The sequence below is a fragment of the Neobacillus niacini genome, from assembly GCF_023715415.1.
GTDB classification, from domain to species: domain Bacteria; phylum Bacillota; class Bacilli; order Bacillales; family Cytobacillaceae; genus Neobacillus; species Neobacillus niacini_C.
On the sequence record NZ_JAMBOB010000003.1, the window covers coordinates 369,285 to 388,688 of the forward strand.

Annotated in this window: 14 protein-coding genes, 1 pseudogene and 1 other annotated feature; of the genes and pseudogenes, 5 read left to right on the forward strand and 10 right to left on the reverse strand. The window is 39.3% G+C overall.

The window, feature by feature from the left end:
* Position 1: 1 nt before the first annotated feature.
* Positions 2–853: an ABC transporter permease gene (locus M3189_RS08415; protein ID WP_251633406.1), complete on the reverse strand. Its 852-nt coding sequence runs from the start codon at positions 851–853 to the stop codon at positions 2–4.
* Positions 823–2,109 carry a quaternary amine ABC transporter ATP-binding protein gene (locus M3189_RS08420; RefSeq protein ID WP_251633407.1) on the reverse strand — a complete coding sequence of 429 codons (1,287 nt, stop codon included), beginning with the start codon at positions 2,107–2,109 and terminating at the stop codon, positions 823–825. The genes M3189_RS08415 and M3189_RS08420 overlap by 31 nt, the downstream gene beginning before the upstream one ends.
* Positions 2,110–2,381: 272 nt before the next feature.
* Between M3189_RS08420 and M3189_RS08425 the strand changes: the two genes are divergently transcribed.
* A complete protein-coding gene (locus tag M3189_RS08425; RefSeq protein ID WP_251633408.1) occupies positions 2,382–2,924 on the forward strand; it encodes a GbsR/MarR family transcriptional regulator in 543 nt (180 codons plus the stop codon).
* A gap of 25 nt (positions 2,925–2,949) precedes the next feature.
* Here M3189_RS08425 and M3189_RS08430 read toward each other — a convergent pair whose 3' ends face one another.
* From M3189_RS08430 to M3189_RS08440, 3 genes are all read right to left on the reverse strand, one after another.
* Positions 2,950–3,180, reverse strand: coding sequence for a hypothetical protein (locus M3189_RS08430; protein WP_251633409.1), 231 nt, complete (start codon positions 3,178–3,180; stop codon positions 2,950–2,952).
* Between the two features lie 88 nt (positions 3,181–3,268).
* Entirely contained in the window at positions 3,269–3,730 is a 462-nt protein-coding gene (locus M3189_RS08435) for a flavin reductase family protein (protein WP_251633410.1), read from the reverse strand.
* Positions 3,731–3,864: 134 nt separating this feature from the next.
* On the reverse strand, positions 3,865–4,233 hold the full coding sequence (locus M3189_RS08440; protein ID WP_251633411.1) for a DUF1992 domain-containing protein: 369 nt from the start codon (positions 4,231–4,233) through the stop codon (positions 3,865–3,867).
* Between the two features lie 142 nt (positions 4,234–4,375).
* On the opposite strand from M3189_RS08440, the pseudogene M3189_RS08445 reads away from it, so the two are divergent.
* The 3 genes and pseudogenes from M3189_RS08445 to yyaC form a co-directional block, all read left to right on the forward strand.
* Positions 4,376–4,702, forward strand: a pseudogene (locus tag M3189_RS08445) (FAD-dependent oxidoreductase); the annotation flags it as partial.
* 297 nt (positions 4,703–4,999) lie between these two features.
* Positions 5,000–6,631, forward strand: coding sequence for a transposase (locus M3189_RS08450; RefSeq protein WP_251633412.1), 1,632 nt, complete (start codon positions 5,000–5,002; stop codon positions 6,629–6,631).
* A gap of 323 nt (positions 6,632–6,954) precedes the next feature.
* Positions 6,955–7,557, forward strand: coding sequence for a spore protease YyaC (yyaC, locus tag M3189_RS08455; protein WP_251633413.1), 603 nt, complete (start codon positions 6,955–6,957; stop codon positions 7,555–7,557).
* 40 nt (positions 7,558–7,597) lie between these two features.
* Here the strand turns inward: yyaC and M3189_RS08460 are convergent, their stop codons facing one another.
* The 3 genes from M3189_RS08460 to M3189_RS08470 form a co-directional block, all read right to left on the reverse strand.
* On the reverse strand, positions 7,598–9,187 hold the full coding sequence (locus M3189_RS08460) for an amidohydrolase (protein ID WP_251633414.1): 1,590 nt from the start codon (positions 9,185–9,187) through the stop codon (positions 7,598–7,600).
* Between the two features lie 135 nt (positions 9,188–9,322).
* Positions 9,323–10,594: a threonine ammonia-lyase IlvA gene (ilvA, locus tag M3189_RS08465; protein ID WP_251633415.1), complete on the reverse strand. Its 1,272-nt coding sequence runs from the start codon at positions 10,592–10,594 to the stop codon at positions 9,323–9,325.
* A gap of 86 nt (positions 10,595–10,680) precedes the next feature.
* Positions 10,681–10,933 (reverse strand) — a binding site (T-box leader).
* A gap of 158 nt (positions 10,934–11,091) precedes the next feature.
* The gene (locus M3189_RS08470) at positions 11,092–15,372 is read right to left on the reverse strand and encodes a S8 family peptidase (RefSeq protein ID WP_251633416.1); all 4,281 of its coding nucleotides are present in this window, start codon (positions 15,370–15,372) and stop codon (positions 11,092–11,094) included.
* Positions 15,373–15,832: 460 nt separating this feature from the next.
* Here M3189_RS08470 and M3189_RS08475 point away from each other — a divergent pair, with 460 nt between their 5' ends.
* Positions 15,833–16,345, forward strand: a complete 513-nt coding sequence (locus M3189_RS08475) for a gamma carbonic anhydrase family protein (RefSeq protein ID WP_251633417.1) — start codon at positions 15,833–15,835, stop codon at positions 16,343–16,345.
* Positions 16,346–16,637: 292 nt separating this feature from the next.
* Here M3189_RS08475 and M3189_RS08480 read toward each other — a convergent pair whose 3' ends face one another.
* Together M3189_RS08480 and M3189_RS08485 are read right to left on the reverse strand one after the other, a co-directional pair.
* Positions 16,638–17,975 carry an MDR family MFS transporter gene (locus tag M3189_RS08480; protein WP_251633418.1) on the reverse strand — a complete coding sequence of 446 codons (1,338 nt, stop codon included), beginning with the start codon at positions 17,973–17,975 and terminating at the stop codon, positions 16,638–16,640.
* A 223-nt stretch (positions 17,976–18,198) separates the two neighbouring features.
* Positions 18,199–19,323: an NADH-dependent flavin oxidoreductase gene (locus M3189_RS08485; protein ID WP_251633419.1), complete on the reverse strand. Its 1,125-nt coding sequence runs from the start codon at positions 19,321–19,323 to the stop codon at positions 18,199–18,201.
* Between the last annotated feature and the right edge of the window lie 81 nt (positions 19,324–19,404).

Genomic DNA, 19,404 nt, shown 5'->3' on the forward strand with positions numbered 1-19,404 from the left:
ATTAAATAGTTCCCCCTTGTTTTTTACTTTTTCCAATATTTTGAGTAATTCGGTCGAGAATAATTGCAATTACAACTATCGATAACCCTGCCTCAAAACCTCTACCAATCTGAATTTGTGTTACAGCACGGTATACATCTGCACCAAGTCCAGGTGCTCCAACCATAGAAGCGATAACCACCATTGATAATGCGAGCATAATACTTTGATTGATCCCCGCCATAATCGTTGGCATTGCCAGTGGCAATTGAACCTTTAGTAATCTCTGGCTCGTTGTTGAGCCAAACGCTTCTGTTGCTTCAATAATATCTGCCGGTACTTGTTGAATACCTAAGATGGTTAAACGAATCGTCGGTGGCATAGCAAAAATGACGGATGCCACAACTCCTGGAACAACACCGATATTAAAAAAGAAAATAGCAGGAATTAAGTAGACAAAAGCAGGCATGGTTTGCATAAAGTCAAGAACGGGTACCACAACGTTTTTTACCATTTGTTTTTGCGAAGCCCATATTCCCATAGGGATTCCTAGTACAATTGAAATGAATACAGCGGTTAACACCAGTGCAAGTGTCTCGAGCATTGGCTCCCAGTAACCAAGATTATCTACTAGAAATAAACCAATCAAGGTAAAAAGACCAATCCCTTTATTCGACACCTTCCAAGCTAGAAGTGTTAATAGAATAATAAATACATAGGAAGGAATAAAACCAAATCCAGCGACCATTCCTTCAACTAACGATTCTAAAATAGTTGTTACTCCATCAAAAGCGACCTCAAAGGTTGCTGTCAGCCAATTAACAAAATCATCTACCCAAACAGCTATTGGGAGTTTCGGGAGCCATTGTTCCATGTTATTTTCACCTCCTTGCCTGATTGACCTGCCGCTGCCTCAGACTTTGCGGTATGTATATGGTTAATGTCCTGATTGTTCCCTGCCAGTGCGCCGATGACTGCTCCTCTGACAAGAATACCTTTTAGCCTGTTGTTTTCATCTACGACCGCAACGGGTATGGAGGCTGTTGAGACCTTTTCGAATAAATCAGTTAGTAACGTCTCTGGCGAAACAGTCGTTACCTCCTCTTTTAAAATATCCATTAGACCTTGGCGGCTATCAATTGCCCGATTTGCCTCCGCGGCAGTTACAGCCCCAAGTAAGGTTTTCTTCTTATCAACGACATAAATACTCGAAATTCCTAGGTCTTTCATGATTTGAAGCGCAACCCTCGGACCTTTTTCAAGTGACACCGTTTCCGCTCGTTTCATGACATGACCAGCAGTCAAGACTTTAGATAAGTCGACATCTTCTACGAATCTCTCAACATAGTCGTTTGAAGGGTTCATTAATATCTCTTCAGGCGTCCCAATTTGGACAATTACTCCGTCCTTCATCAAAGCAATGCGGTCACCAATTCTTAGTGCCTCATCTAAGTCATGTGTGATGAAAACGATTGTTTTTTTCATCGTTGATTGAAGATCAATAAGTTCATCCTGCATATCTTTTCGAATTAATGGATCTAATGCACTAAAAGCCTCGTCCATTAATAAAATGTCCGAATCATTTGCTAATGCCCTCGCTAATCCAACCCTTTGCTGCATCCCGCCGCTTAATTGTTTAGGATATTGATGTTCGTACCCTTCAAGGCCAACCAGCTTCAATGCATTCATCGCTTGTTTTGAACGTGTATCTTTCTGTAGCCCCTGTACCTCTAAGCCATACTCTACGTTCTCAAGAATAGTTCGATGAGGAAGAAGTGCAAACTTCTGAAAGACCATACTAATTTTCTTACGGCGCACCTCTCTTAACTGTTCTTTATTCATTTTTACAATATCCTCACCATCTATGTACACTTCCCCAATGGATGGATCAATGAGACGATTAAGCATACGGACAAGCGTTGACTTACCACTTCCGGATAAGCCCATAATGACAAAGATTTCGCCAGCTTCCACCTCAAAGCTTGCTTTACTAACCCCAACCGTTGCTCCGGTTTTTTTTAGAATAGCAGCTTTCGATTCACCTTCATTTAAAAGTTGAATGGCTTTTTTTGATTTTCCAAATACTTTTGTGACATTTTGAACCCTAATTTTTATTGGATTATTTGTCATTTGTTCACCCCTATCTATCTATGTTACTAGTAAACACCACTTTCTAGGCTTACCTACCTATTATAGTACCAATTTCATAATACGGGCAAAGTTGGTAATTCGCCATATTCGTTCATAAAATACGTACAGAAAAAACTGTACGTACTGAATATACGAAATCCTTAATATTCCTCTAAAATGCTTCCATATCCTTCCTAGGTGGATTCTTTACTTTTTATCGAAACATGATAGTCTAATAAAAGGACACGTATAAAGATTGGTGTGATGATAGAATGAACGGAGAAAAAGAGCTAGAACTCGCTCGTGAACGGGTAATTGATGCGATTTCTAAAAATATGAATTTATATGGAGTGACGGAATCTATCGGCCGTTTATATGGGGCAATGTACTTTCAGGAAGGTCCGTTAACACTTGATGAAATGAAAGAAGAGCTTGGAATGAGTAAGACGAGTATGAGTACCTCTGTCCGAAGTTTATTGGAGTTGAAGATGGTGGGAAAGGTTTGGAAAAAAGGGGTCAGGAAAGACCTCTATCAGGCAGAGCCAGATTGGTATCAAACCTTCATCGATTTCTTTACGATAAAGTGGCGCGCAGGTATATCCCTTAATATAAGCGCTATGCAGAAATCTCTTAGTGAAATTCAATCACTAGTTGATAATGAACGAGTGGAGAATCATGTAAAAAACCAAGCAAACTTGGATATTGATAAACTAACTTCGGCAATAGAATATTATGAATGGCTCAACCGATTAGTGGACAGTTTTGAATCAAAGGAGATTTTTGAATTTATTCCCAAAAAAACGGAGAAATCATAAGATTCCTCCGTTTTTTTATATCGTTTTATGATGTGAAAGATTGAACTAAAATGGCTAAAACAAATACAGATAGAAAAATGCTAATATATCCACGGCGTTTTCTTCCTTGTTTAAGCTCGTCTAACCCGCCGACCAAAATAAAGGCACTTAATCCAAGCATCATAAATGGCTGTGCCACGAAGTTTTTTGTCAGTAATCCAAATCCAGCTAATAGTAAAACAATAATTCCTAGTGTAATTCTTATCTTTTTTAACAAGGTATATCCCTCCTCTTCCTATTGTACAATACTGTACGAGAAGCACAATAAGAAAAAGCTGCCATGTGACAGCTTTCTAGAAAGTAAGTTATTCTACTAATTTGCGATATTGGCCTCCGAAATATAATAACGGGTCCCCTTCGTTCACCTTTAAATCAGTAACCTCACCAATAAATAAAATGTGGTCCCCTGCCTCAACCTCGTTGTATAGGTTGCAAGTTAGATTTGCAAGTGCACCCTCGATAACAGGTAATTCGCCAAATTGTTCAAAGTTATAAGGAGTTTCCTCCTTAATTTGTCCGGCAAAACGCATAGATTCTGTTTGATGTTCAGCGGATAAGAAGCTTACCGCAAACTTTTTAGATTTTTGGATAAGAGGTAACATTCGTGCTCTTTTATCAATTGATACCAGAATTAGTTTAGGACTTAACGAGACAGATACGAAAGCATTCGCTGTCATTCCATGTGCTTCACCATCAACTTCAGTTGTAACAACGGTTATCCCAGTCGCAAATTTCCCCATTGCATTTCGAAAAAAACGATCATCCATATCTCTGCACCCCTACTCTTTCGTTCGAATCTCTGATTGTTCATCTATTATACTTGTAACTATAAACGAATATTCTTTTTTAATCTTATAATCTTTGGTATCTGGTGTCTAATATTTTGATTCATTTCTGTTTTCTATTTCCATACTTTCGCATGTAATTCAATATCCTCAAGGGTAATTAACATCTTTTGCATACTTGTTGGACACTCCATATTATACTTTTTTATCTTTACATTCATTTCATCAATTATGCTAGTAATGTCCTCCTCTTTCGATTCCTTTTCTATCATTTTAAGGAGTTTTGTCATCTCCTGTCTAATTTCCTTTTGTATGGCTACAAATGGGGGTAGATAACCTGCTTCTTTGGCGGTTTTTAGGAAATTATTATAAATATCTCCAGAAAATAAATTCTTTGGCAGAGGCTTACCAAAACCAGGCAGTTTTTTCGCTTCTTCTAAATCTTCGTTACTTCTGTACGGATCATATTTTCCCTTATTCGTCATGACTGTAATAGCCTCCCAACTTAATATCGTTTACACCCTTTTATTCTATACTTCTCCTATATATTCCTGTTACAAATACTCGATTTGACTTTTTTGAAAATTTAAAATACTATCCGAATATAAGACTATCTGGGGGTAAATTATGAAGCTTGATGTCATTGTAGTCGGTGGGGCCTAGCTGGATTAGTCGCAACCGCTGAGCTTGCAGACGCAGGGAAGAAAGTGCTGCTTTTGGATCAAGAACCGGAGGCTTCTATTGGCGGCCAAGCCTGGTGGTCCTTTGGAGGATTGTTCCTTGTCGATTCACCTGAACAACGAAGAATGGGATTAAAGATTCAGGTGAACTCGCTTGGCAAGATTGGTTGGGTGCAGCTGGCTTTGATAGAGAGAAAGATGAAGATTTTCTGGGGCAAAAAATGTGCTGAGGCTTATGTGGATTTTGCATCAGGTGAAAAACGTGATTGGCTGTATAAGAGGGTACTGCAAACTGATTTATCCGGCAGAGTCCTCGATACTGCTGGTAATCCTGTTCCTGGCTAATATGCGGCTGGAGAGGTTTGTGGATTTGGAGGGGGCGGTGTACATGGGTACCGCGCACTTGAAGGAACCTTTCTAGGTGGCTGCCTCTTTACCAAAACTAAATCGGGAAAGCCCTTGCTTTTATAGTATGGGGATGAACCGATTTTATTATTGCGCATTTAGGAGTTTCTTGGTAAAATGAATGCAAACGTATGTTTGGTAATAAGTGCGAAAGTGGGTGTGAAACATGGCGAAAGAAAAAACTCCTTCATTTATCATCGATGTAGAATTAAAAGGTAAAAATAGAGACCTTTTAATGATCGAATCTGAATTGGAAATTAATCGCGTGATTTATAATACTTCGCTCGGCGAGTATTTGAAGAGAGAAAAACAAATGAAAAGGACGAAACGATACAAAAAATTAGTCCGTATTTCAAGAGCTTTAAAAGCACATCTATCTAAAAATAGTAACAAAGAAAAGATGGAGTATTTTCAAAATGAAAAGAAAAACCTCTCTTTAGAATTCAAAAAACTAAGAGAAGAATTTGGATTGACGGAATATTCAATGCACCAATACATAAAAGAAGTTCGAAATCACTTTAATGGTAAAATTAATTCAATCATTGCCCAAAAAACAGCAACAAGAGCATGGAACACTATCAAAAAGAAAGTGTTTTGCAAAGCGAAAAAAGTGGTATTTGTAAAGCGTGGGGAAATGGATTCCTTTGAGGGGAAAAATAACGAAACAGGTTGGAGATTCATAGCGGGGAAAGTAGTCTCAAAAGAAAGGGTATTTGCACTGAAGGTAAAAGAAATGGATATGTATCTAAAAGAAGCTTTTCATCTACTAAACTCCCAACAGATATTTCAATACAAGAACATAGATGGAGAAACTGTTACGGACTTATATAGGGTAAAATATGTTCGTATTTTAAAACGAATCGTCCGAGGTATGATTCGCTTCTATGCTCAACTAGTTTGTGCGGGTTATCCTCCCGTAAAAAGAGACAGGAAAACAGGACAAGTTAAATATCCTTTAGGCAAAGGTCCAGTTGGGACCGACATTGGTACATCCTCAATTGCCGTATCAGGTACAACAAAGGTTCTATTGAAAAACTTAGCTGAAAACATAAAAAAAGTGAATCAAGTTCAACGGAAAATCTGGTTATACAATAGAAAACTAGACCGTTCGAAGAGAGCGACTAATCCACTTAACTACAATGAAGCTGGCCGTATTAGAAAAGGTAAAAAGAAGTGGGAATTCTCCAAGAACTATAAGAAACTGAAAGCTCAATTGAATGAGTTGCACCGCAAATTAGCTTTATATCGGAAATTTAGTCACCAATACGAAGCCAATCGAATGGTTATGTTAGGTGATATATTTTACATCGAAGAAATGAATTTCAAAGCCCTCCAAAAGCGTGCTAAAAAGACAGAAGTAAGTGAAAAGACAGGTAAATATAAAAAGAAAAAACGGTTCGGCAAAACCATATCCCGTCGTTCTCCTGCAGCCTTCGTCAGTATTCTTTCAAGAAAAGTCACCGCTTTGGGCGGGACATTCATCAAGGTCAAGACATCCTCCTTTAAAGCAAGTCAATATGACCACAAAGCAGACAAATGCAAAAAGAAAAAATTAAAAGAACGATGGCATATATTTGATGATGGTACCAAGGTCCAACGTGATTTATATTCCGCTTTTCTTTTAATGAATTCAGATTTGTTAGGATTGAAATCAGATAGAACATCTTGTTTAAATGTGTTTGAGCAATTTTTAAAATTTCACGAAGAAGAAATTAAGAAAATAGAAAATGAAAATGAAGTAATCTTAAATTCTGGTATAAAATTGAAAGTAAAAAAAACTGCAACTTATGCAGCCTAACCATTCATTCTTTGCGGCTTGATGTAGCCGAGTTCGAAAGAACAAAAGATGTAGTCGTAAATAGCAACAAAGGTTGCTTTGACTACGAATGTTCTAGCATAACTAGTTCCAGTTCCTGTTTCCAAAGCCGTTTTCTTCTCGAAGAAAAGTGTGTGTACGAATAGGCGAAGACTAGGAAGTTAGAACCCACTGCATTTATGCATGTGGAGCATCAGCGGTAGACAGGCAGGGCGTGCTATCGTAAAAGTATTATAGATTTTTAGAAGGAATTTTCTATAGAAATGCAGAATTTGAAGGTATAAACGATGCAGAGGTGTTCAAATATGGATAGCAGCACGATTAGTTACAGTTTACGTTCTAGACAGAATATAGTTATTCCTTATAATCATAGATTAGCACCTCTTTTCATCCGGCAAGCCCTTTATTCCCTCATACCCGAGGGAACAAATCATATTTATGTCGTTGGGATTGGTACGAGTACAATTAGCGGTGATAGCCTCGGCCCTTTTGTAGGAACTCTACTAAAGAATTGCTATCCTAAGCATTTAACTGTTTTGGGAAACCTGCAGTCCCCATTAGATGCAACAACACTCGTTCCTGAGGTAACGAACTACCCATTTCAGAAGAATAGTTTCGTTCTTGCTATTGATAGTGTATTTGGCAGTGAAGAAATGGTAAACTCCATTGTGGTCAATGAAGGACCTATTGTTCCAGGTATTGGATTAGGAAATATCCTGCCACCCATCGGAGATTCTAGTATAACAGGTGTTGTCCTTGAGAATAATCCTGCCTTAAAAGATTCACTCCTATGTACAGACCTGAACCTTATCTATACAATGGCTACTTCCATTGCAAAAGGAATTTCACTTACGATTAGGCAATATTTCAAATATCCTTCTGACCAACCGATTCTCACCTTTAGGTGAAAATTAGGGAAAGAGCATCATTATCGATGCTCTTTCCCTTTTATCCTTGAATTTCCCCATCAATAATGGTCATTTCAATCTTTGTATCTAATAGTGCATCAGGATTTTCTAATGTAAAGAGATTCTTAGAATACACCGTCATATCCGCTAACTTTCCTCTTGAAATGGTACCTTTTATTGCTTCTTCGTTTGTTGCATAAGCTCCACCGATTGTGAATAATTTTACAGCATCAAGCATTGAAATTCTCTGCTCTCCATTCCAAATATTAGGCTTACCAGGTGTTTTCCGAGTAACCGCAGCATGAATACCGAGCAACGGATCTACAGGTTCAACGGGTGCATCAGAGCCGCCTGCACAAATAACCCCTTTTGAAAGTAAGGATTTCCATGCATATAAATAAGCTTCCCGCTCCTTCCCAATCCGATCAATTACCCATGGATAATCCCCCACGACAAATCGCGGCTGAATATCTGCTACGATACTTGGATCAGCTAATCGCGCAATCAAATCTTCTCTTACTAACGAAGTATGGATAATCCGATCACGATAGTTCACCTTAGGAAATTGATCAAGAATATGGAGAACATCTTCCAACGCCTTATCACCAATCGTATGAACAGCAATTGGCATGGATTGTTCCCGTGCATCTTTTACAATGTTAAACAGAACTTCCTGCGTTTGCATGGCCTCTCCATATTGACTTGGATCGTCGCTATAAGGCTCCGATAGAAGCGCCGTTCTTCGTCCAAATGCTCCATCAGCAAATATTTTAATAGCACCAATTTGCAATTTCTCATTCCCATATCCAGCAGCCATTCCTTTTTCCTTTAATGCAGGAAGATAAGGACAATCAATCAAAAGATTGCAGCGCAGCCCTTTTTGTTCATGATTGATTAATTCGTCATACATGCGATAAGTTTGCTCAAGGCCACCTAAGTAGGCAGGATCGTTGGTATGTACGCTGGTTAAGCCTTTACTGATAGCAAATTTCATCGCATGGGCCAAACCATTTTTTAATTCATCGTAGGTTTTGTCTGGGATATGTTTGGTTATGATCTGTGAAGCAGATTCCAAAAGCATTCCTGTAGGTTTTTTTGTATGTGGATCTACTACCACACTTCCGCCCTTCGGAACTTCAATCGATGGATGATACTGGCTCATTTCAAGTGCTTTGCTATTTACTAAAAATGCATGGTAGCAAATTCTTTTTAAATAAATTGGGCAATGCGGAGCCACATAATCTAGTTCTTCGATAGTAGGAATAGATCCTTCCGTAAAAAGATTCTCATCCCAGCCCATACCAATTAACCATTTCCCAGGGGCAACAGTATCCGCTTTTTGCTTGATTTTATCGAGCATTTCTGATTTCGATGTAACCCCCGTTAAATCTAAGTCTAAGAAATTAAATGCCACACCTGACATGTGTAAGTGGCTGTCTATTAGACCTGGGGTAACCATATTCCCCTGCAGATCGATTACTCTAGCTCCTGCTCTTCCCCATTGTAAGCTCATTTCGGGATGTGATCCTAAATCTATAATTCTGCCATTCTCAACCACAACCGATTCAACCACAGGTTGATTGGAGTCAAGCGTATAAAATATCCCATTTGTGTATATTGTCTTAGACACATAGCCACCACCTTGTAATTTATTGTTATCTTGAGACAATTATAATGGAAAATTCATTTAATGTGCTAGGAAATAGATACAATTAGAGAAAATGCTAGTATAAAAGCAAAGAGCCCAATAGCGGGCTCTTTGCTTTTATACTAGCATCTGATATAAGGTACTGTCATTATTCACTTCGCGGAAGACAAACCCTTTTGCTTTAATCCGTTCCATTAATGGATAGTAATCCGCTTTCGTTTTTAGTTCAATTCCGACTAAAGCTGGTCCGGTTTCACGGTTATTCTTTTTCGTGTATTCGAAATGGCTTATATCATCATTGGGTCCTAAGACATCATCTAGAAACTCACGTAATGCACCTGGGCGTTGTGGAAATTGGACGATAAAATAATGTCGCAGTCCTTCATAAAGTTTCGAGCGTTCTTTAATTTCCTGCATACGCCCGATATCATTGTTACCCCCACTGACGATACAGACAACTGTTTTCCCTTTAATTTCTTCCGCATATTCATCTAACGCTGCAATTGACAGCGCACCTGTAGGCTCAACGACGATCGCATTTTCATTATAAAGAGATAGTAATGTCGTACAAACCTTTCCTTCGGGAACAACGACAATATCCTTAACGAACTCCTTGCAAATGTTATAGGTCATTGACCCGACAGTCTTCACGGCTGCCCCATCAACAAACGGGTCAATTTCTTTCAATGAAGTTACTTCCCCTTTTGAAATCGACTCCTTCATTCCGGCAGCTCCCTGGGGCTCGACACCAATTAATGTTGTATCCGGTGAGAAATGCTGCATATACGTCCCAACACCTGAGATAAGGCCGCCACCACCAATTGCCGCAAATAGATAATCGATTTTTTCTGGGCATTCATTTAGCAGTTCAACCGCTACTGTCCCTTGACCGGCAATAACGTCTCGATCATCGAAGGGATGGATAAACGTTCTATTTTCTAGCTGACTGCATTCCATTGCTTTTTCATAAGCATCGTCAAAGGTATCCCCTACTAAAACAATTTCCACATGATCCTTACCCCAAAATTTCACTTGATTGACCTTTTGTTTAGGAGTGGTACTTGGCATAAAGACTTTTCCATTAATTTTTAAATGATTGCAAGAATAGGCGACCCCTTGTGCATGGTTACCAGCACTGGCACAGATAATCCCATTTTCTAATTCTTGTTCTGTCAGCTTTTTGATGCGATTATAAGCACCGCGGATTTTAAAGGAGCGTACACTTTGCAGGTCTTCCCTCTTCAAGTAAATATGACAACCATATCGCTCTGATAATAAGTGATTATACTGCAAGGGAGTTGGCGAAATCACATCCTTAATGGTGTGGCTTGCAATAATAATATCCTCTACTTGAAAGGCTTTTTCTTTTTGGTCTACTTGTTGATTCATTTCACTTTCCTCCTCTTTCATTGTAAAATTTGCCCTTTTCTAAGGCGCTTATAGGTTTTTGTAAACAACAAAAAACCCGCCCCTTGTATAGGGACGAGTTTAACTCGCGATACCACCCTACTTCCACAGCAAAAATCACCAGGCTGCGGCTCTCGATCAACGTATAAAGACTATACGTGTTCCAAGTAACGGCGGATTATTCCGGTATAGCTTACTTTTTAGTTTTCAGCTACACATCTCGGAGATGATTTTCAGATAAGCCCTGCCATCGACTCTCAGCAAATGTCGACTCTCTTAGGGACAAACAGCAAATCCTACTCTTCTCGTCATTGATTCATTTTAAATTATTTATAAGATTATCACTGTAAATGGGCTTCGTCAATATTATTTGACTATTTTAATAATTTTGTTAATTTTAAAGCGCTTTCATTCGTTGAAGTATAAAAAAAAGGAGAAATCGCCAACCGAATTGGTAGATTACTCCTTTCTCTTGACTATTACTTACCTTTTTTCTTTACATTGATATACAATTTTCCTGCTGCTAATTCTCTAGTCGTATTATCAAATGTATCTACTGCTTTGACTTCAATCATAGCACCATCGGCTACCATGTCCTTTGTAGCAGTGTAGTAACCTACATAATAACCTGGTGAAACCTCCATCATTGGCAGTTCTGTTGCATTTTGTACAGAGATAAGATTGGTTAAAGGCATATGAATTGCAAAAGATGTCTTTAAACCAGGCTCACTTGTGAATTCGATTTTTACACTTTCACCTTTTTTCAAAGTCTTATCCTCAGCTGGTTTTACATCTGAAATCACTGGTGCTGTATAATCTACATTAACTTGAAGTGTTTGTACTGAACGATTACCTGCTTGGTCCTCTGCTGTAACTGTAATCGTATTTGTTCCTTCATCTAGTAGAATTCTAGCTGAATAGCTGCCATTTTCTACTTTAGCTGTCGTACCATTTACTGTGACAGAATTCAAGTAAGCATCTACGACTGTTCCCTTTACCGTAACACTTTCTTTATTTATTTTTCCACCGTCAGTTGGGCTGGTAATAGCTAACTCTGGAGAATTTTGGTCATAGACCACCCCTACTGGTGCTGACGCATCTGTAATACCTTGTACTGTTGATGCTTTTGCTGTTAAACTGTTTTCCCCATCTTGAAGTGATACTTCAATGGCATACGTACCAGCATCAGTGGCTTCACCGGTTGCAATTTCTTCTCCATGATTGTAGATGTGAACGGTTGTGGTTGGTGCAGCTTTTCCTTCGACCGTTACAGTGCCAACATTCGTGAAGGAACCATCTACAGGCGATGTGATTGACGGAGCTGTGACTTCATAATCTACTACTGCACGAATCATGTAGTTTCCTTCTTCTTCAGGTGATGGTGACCAAGCGCCGCCCACTAATTGCCAGCTTCTTAATGCATTTTCACCATCTTCATCTGTTGCAAGTCCAGGTGAAGCCGTGTTGATTCCTGCTTGGATGTATACTAGGTAGAAATCTCCTTCCACGACTATACCGTGACTGCTTAAATCTACATGTGTCCACTGACCATTTCTTAATGCTGTAGCATCAATTGGTCCAGCAAGTTTTTTACCTGGTGCTCCATCTGGTCCACTAGCATCATAAACGGCCACTTTGAAATTGGTACCACCTGGAACTGGCCATTCTGTATCCCAGAATCGGAATAATCCTCCGGAAACAAGTGCCTTTTCATTTCCTGGTGCTAATGACATTTTCACCGCCCAGCCGTTACCTGCGTCGAAAAATGCTCGAGCATTTTCAGCGGTGCCATCATCATAACCAATTTCACTAGGGTACCCAATGAATGGCTTCAATTCAAAGTTTTGTGAAATATTTCCTTGTAGAGAAACAGACACTTCTTGGCTATAGAAATAAGGTGCGATGATTTTTAATGTATAATCCCCTTCATAGCCTGTTAATGAATAGTGTCCATTATCATCTGTTGCGACTGGTGCAATATTTGCATCTTCAATCAAATAGACTGTTGCTCCTGCTACAGGCTCACCTGTTGCTTGATTGATGACCGTTCCTGTTACTGTACCCTTAGGAAGTTCTTCCAAAGTAAAGTTAGCGGTCACTTCACCATCCTGCTCAATGTTCACCGTTTGTGTTTCTGATTGGTAACCATAGCTTTCAGCCACAACCGTAAACTCACCTACGGCATGTGTCATTTCAAAGCTTCCGTTTGCAGGATTTGTTTTAACTGATCGGCCAGATTCTAAGACTGTTACCTGAGCTTGCATCGGCAAGGCAAATGGAGCAGTATTCTCAGTACTAGCTTCTTTAGAAGCTTCAGGCATTAGGATGGTCATTTTATTTGGATCAACTTTTTCTTTCAATTCAGCCTTCTCAGAAGTAACTTCTTTCTCTGCAACCACACCAAGTTGTTGTGGTGCGGTGAGTGCAGTATCAGATAGAGTAACATCATCTATATACCAGCCATCTCTAACCACACTGCCATCAGTCGTTACATTAAAAGCAACATAGATCCGCTCTCCAGCATATTCACTAAGATCAACTTCACCATCAACCCATCCATTGGATAAATTATTTACCCGCAGCTTTTGAACCCAGTTTACATTATCGGTTGATACGTATACATGACCATAATCATAGTTTCTTTCGAGATTATACCATTGCTTAAATTGTAAGTAACTGCTGCCTTCTGGTAAATCGATTGGCGGCATTTGCAGCGACATATTGGCTCTGCTATCATACGTACCGTCTAAGTTTGTTCCATAAACCTTCTCACCTGAGAATGCTGCACCAGGTCCGGTTGTTGGCGTGCCCCATTCCCATGTATTAGCGGCCCCATAAGAAGTCCAGCCATCAGGATTGCTTTCAAAATCATGTGCATATCCTACTGTAATTCCTGGGAGAACAGTTACAGAATAGTCAGTCTCAGTTTCATTTCCACCGAAATCAGTTACTTTAATTCTATAGGAGAATAATTCACCAGTAATATCCTCTCCAGGGATTGCAACCTGGTAGATTCCATTTTTATAATCACCGCTTATTCGATCGGCAGCAATTATATTCGTAGTGCCATCTTCTAATTGATATTCGACTTCCACATTTGTTACACTAATATTGTCGGCAGCTGAAGCTTGTAACGTTAGCGGCATTCCTGCAAAAACCGTGGCAGGTTGGGAATGTTCTAACACTGGAGCTTCACTGTCGTTTCCTTCTTTTGTTACCTGTCCTTTGAGTTTCCCTAAGCCCGAAATGACAGACGATACGGCGTCATATACATTTAATAGACCAGATCCATAACCGTTATTTGGAGATTCCGGGTACGTATTGTCTGTTAAAGGGACAGCTGTTGTTCGTAAAATTTCTTCTAATTCGTCAACTGTCAAACTAGAATTCGCTTGGAGCAATAAGGCAATCGCTGCTGCTACATGTGGTCCAGCCATTGATGTACCATTCCATCCACCTTCATAGCTGCTTCCAGGTACAGAGGAGCGAATGTTTACACCAGGTGCTGAAAGCTCTGGCTTAATCTCTTCATATGGAGATGGCCCTAATAAAGAAAAACTACCTAGTAAGTTATTAATATCTGTTGCCCCTGTAGCGACTGATTCAGGGTAGTTAGCAGGGTTTGCAACAGAACCAGGTCCGCCTGGGTTGGTTAATGTTGTGTTACCAGCTGAGAATTCTGGGAAGATTTCTGCTGCTCTCCATGCTTGAACCATAGGTCGATACCACTCATCTAAACCAGCTCCGCCACCCCATGAGTTATTTACTACATCTGGCGCCAAATCAGGATTTCCATTTGGAGCTAAAATCCATTCACCTGCTTCTAAAAGGTCTGCATCTGTTCCACCTGCGGCTGTGAAGGCTTTAACAGCTATCCATTTTGCACCTGGTGCAACACCAATGGCATTCGAACCATCCGGCTCAGATCCTACCATCGTCCCGGTAACATGGGTCCCGTGTCCTTGATCATCATATGGTGCGGATTGACCTGCTACCGCATCAAACCAGTTGTTTGCGTGTGTTGCCTGACCTGTTGCTTCATCGAAACCACGATATTTTGATTGTAGTGCCGGGTGATTCCACTGAACACCTGTATCAATAGATGCTACGGTAATTCCGCTTCCATCAATCCCCATGTCCCAAACAGCTGGGGCACCGACACGATCAATATTCCATTCAATCGCATTTGTTTCTGCTTGTGGTTCTAATACAGCACCAGAAGATTTTTCAGGAACAAATAATTGTCTTGTTTCATTTGGCAGGATTTTTTCAACTTCTTGGAAGGAAGCAACCTTTTCCATAACCTCTTTTGTTGCTGTTACTGCAATTCCATTCACGACATAGTAGGAATGAACGTCCTGTGCAGCTCCCGCTTCTACTTGCTTTTGCAGGTATTCTAAAACTTCAAACTGTGTTTCCTGTGCTTTTGCTTTTAACTCGGAGACAATAGATGAACGTTTCAATGATTTGCTTTTAGCCGGTGTTGCTTGATTGAGGCTTGCTTTTTTCTCAGCCTCTTTTGCTACACTGGCTGTATCCACCTGTTCCTTCATCTTAATTAAAAAAGTCACTTTTTCTTTCTCATCAAATTGTTTTTCTAGTGTGTTCGAAATCTTTTGTGCTGGAGATGTTAAACTGTCTTTTGCTGAAACACTTACTCCTTTTGTCGTTGCAGCATTTGCTTGAGGCTGTATGAGCATAGGTAAAACTAACATAGCGGTGCACATCACCGATAGAAAACGACGTTTCTTTTTTCTCATCCCATTACCCCCTAAGTATTTTCAGGTGACCCTTCTCCTGCCCTCCTTCCTATCGCACACTTTATGTTTTTAAACATGGTGCTAATTTAAAAATACCTTTTATTAGGTGGGTTTTGTGTCGAATCCCGTCTGTAAAATAGCAGTTGGTAGAAATTGAGAGTTTAGTATTCATTGGGAAATATGGAAAATTAGTCCAAATTGAGGTCGACATTATAGAGGTTCCTATGGGTATGAATCTTTTTATTCTACTTTGTCATTCTTTTTGTTGGGGTATTTTTCTCTAATTCTATAAAATGATTACTTTTTCCTAGTAGTATCGATACTTGATGACGATAACAAGTTCCCGGGAACAGTTGGAAAGTTATACTTTGCAAATGAAAGAATTCTCGTTTCGCTGTTTATAATGGTATAATCTAGCTAAAATGTAAAACAATTCTGAATATAAAGGAGAGAGTTAGTCATGCGTATTCCCTATAATGGTATATCCCCTACTATTCATGAAAGTGTATTTGTAGCCCCAGGCGCCTACTTAATTGGCGATGTTACAATTGGTGAAGAATCAACAGTCTGGTTTAATGCTGTATTACGAGGAGATGATGGCCCCATTACTGTTGGGAAAAGATGCAGTATCCAGGATAATTCAACCATCCATCTATATGAAGGTTCTCCGGTTGTCATAGGAGATGATGTAACGATTGGTCATAATGTTATTCTGCATGGCTGTAAAGTAGGGAGTCGTTCTATTATTGGAATGGGATCGACCCTATTGGACAATGTCGAAGTGGGTGAAGAATGTATTATTGGGGCAAATACGCTGCTCGCTGGCGGTATCAAAATACCCCCACGATCACTCGTTCTCGGCTCTCCGGGTAAAGTTGTACGTGAATTAAACGAGAAGGATTTGCAAATGCTCAAATATTCCAGTGAAAACTATGTACAAAAAGGAAAAGAATACAAAGAAATACTAAAATAATTAATAAACTAGAAAAAGGCAAGCATAGGGGTATGCTCGCCTTTTCTGTGCTGCAATGCGAATTTAGACAATACTTTATGAATACACTGGGCTCAGCTTAACTGGCTTCCTTAACATATAGTTTATCTTAGATTGAACATAATTAAGCAAATAGGTTAATCTAATACCGATAAGCATTACCGTTCTAAGTATGCTAAAGAGTATATTCAAAGTATATCCCTCCACATTGAAGATTAGTGTTATAGGTTAACACTAAGACTATTATTTATCTCCACTGGAATTTTATTCAAACTTATTTCTTCAATGCAGTCTCTCCAATCGATGATGTTTTTTCCGGTATTCGAAAGCTTAAGAAAATGGTAATGAAACTTAAAATAAGGGCATAGAGAAATACATTTTTCATTCCTATGTTTAGGGTTGCAGCATGGTTAATAAGCAATCCCATAAGGGTAACACCAACTGAAGTTCCGATATTTCTTAAAAACATTTGCAGGGATGTAGACATCCCTTTAATATTGGTTTCTGCAAATTCTTGGGATGCTATCGTTCCTAGGGCAAACAACAAACCAAAGCAAAATCCCTGTATAGTTAATAGGAGGAATAACCCAAGATAGGATAAATCTTGGATAAATAAATAGAGTGCCAAACCTGAAATCGTGGTTACAATACTGCCAATGATAAACAAAACCTTATAACCAAAACGGATGATCCATTTTCCTGCCGGAGTACTGCCAAACATCCAGCCAACTGCAATACTTAACAGTATTAGCCCACTTTTATAAATACTCATTTGATTGCCTTCCTGCAAATACAGTGGTATAAAGTTTGATGTCCCATAGAAGGAGAGACAATAAATTAACATGAAGAGATTTGTCGATAATAACCCTTTGTTTTTAAAAAGGGCAACCGGAAGGAATGGATGCTTCTCTTTCCTTTCGACAAGAACAAATAGGATGAATCCAAGTACACCACCAATGATGTACCAGAAAGGTTGGCTCAAGCTAGTTGATAATAATAAAAGCGTAATAGAAATTCCGAAAAGCAAGAAACCTTTATAATCAATGTATGTCTTTTTGTATTCTGCGGTTTCCTTATAGGGCAGTAGAAAAAGTACGCTCGCAATACCGATAGGAATATTAATAAAGAAGATCCATCTCCAAGTCAATGCTTCCACAAAAAAGGATCCTAATATAGGACCAATGATCGAAGACAATGCCCATATACCACTAAAAACTGCCTGGATTTTTCCTCGTTTTTCTATGGTAAACAAATCACCTACAATAATCATCGAAAGTGGTATCATTCCACCTGCACCTAAACCCTGTATGCCCCTAAAAATAATTAGGCTGACCATGGAATTTGCGATTCCACATAGAATGGAACCAATTGTAAATAAAGATACCGCTATCATTAATAGTCTTTTTCGACCATACATATCCGATAATTTTCCGTAAAGAGGAACAGTTATAGTACTGACTAACATATAGACAACAAATATCCAAGAAAACAATTCCAGGCCACCAAGCTGATTAACAATGGTAGGACTTGCTGTTTGCATGATATTTGTATCAAGGGCTGATATGAGAGTCGTAATAACTAGCCCTATAAAGACGTACTTATTCTTTTTCATTCGACTCCTCCTGAAGGCTTTGCAATTTTCTAGTTTTTTACACTTCTACTATTATAGCAAAGTGATGATTATTCCCCAACATTTTATAATATGCCAACCAAATTACGATAACGTCACCTTACTATTGGGTATGCTAGGAGGATAGAGTTCATTCTGCTGAAAATTCTTTTAATGCCGAATATAAACAATAAAAGAGTTCATCCAAAAAGGATGAACTCTTTATTTAATTAATTCCCGGGAACCAACCAGGTGTATGAATGATAGCTTGCCACAGTGGATCTGGAATCACTAATTGTTCCTGGTTATCTTTGTTAATCTGTGTAACAATCTCTGTTTCTTTACCCTCCGTAATCTTTTGCACCCAATCAGGCTCGATAATGAGCTCCCGGCCTAAAGCAATCAGTGAAACCCCTGTTTGGATAGCTTTTAGAGCTTCATCCGGAGTATAAATAGACCCAACCCCAATCACAGGCACTTTGTCACCGGCTCGTTCTTGAATAATTTCAATTCGTGAACGGGAATCATCGACCCCTCTCCTAGGAGTTGACCAAAAATCTTGTAACGAGACATGAAGGTAATCTAGGTTCTTTTTTGCAAGAGCATCGATTAGGACAAGGGTATCGGCCATAGTGATGCCTGGAGTTTCGGACTCTTCCGGTGAAAAGCGATATCCTACAATAAATGAACCATTTGCATGCTCATCAGCCACTCTCTTGACTTCATCGACAACTGCTAATGGAAAGGTTAAGCGTTTCTCGAGACTTCCTCCCCAACGGTCTTCTCGACGATTGGAATGTGGAGAGAAAAATTGTTGAATCAAGTAGCCATTAGCTCCATGGATTTCAACTCCATCATAACCTGCTTCAATCGCTCTTCGCGTTGCCTCACCAAAGTCACGTATAATCGATACTATTTCTTGATCAGATAATTCTTTTGGTACAGGTTTACCGACTCCTTCTGCAGGTATATTGCTTGCACTAACGACATCACCATTTGGGATTAATTCAGGAGGTACCTGTCTGCCGCCGTGAAAAATTTGTAAAATGGCTTTTGCTCCCTGCTCTTTAATCCCGGTCGCTAATCTTTGTAAGCTAGGAATTAATTCATCCCTGTCTCCGCCAAATTCACCATGAAACCCTTTTCCATTCTCAGTGACATATGTACATGCGGTGATGACCATGCCTACTCCACTTGAGCGCCTGGCATAATAGTTGACTTCCGCTTCTGTCACTGTTCCATTAGGATTCGATGACCAATTTGTCATTGGTGCCATGACGATTCTATTTTTTAGTTGAACGTTATTTTTAAATGTAAATGATTTAAGTAATGGTGCATATTTAGAATTCACCTGTTATGTCCCCCACTTCGATTTCCATTTTCCCCTTCCTTATTTTCAGTTACTTTACAGAAAATAACCACGAAAAAATAA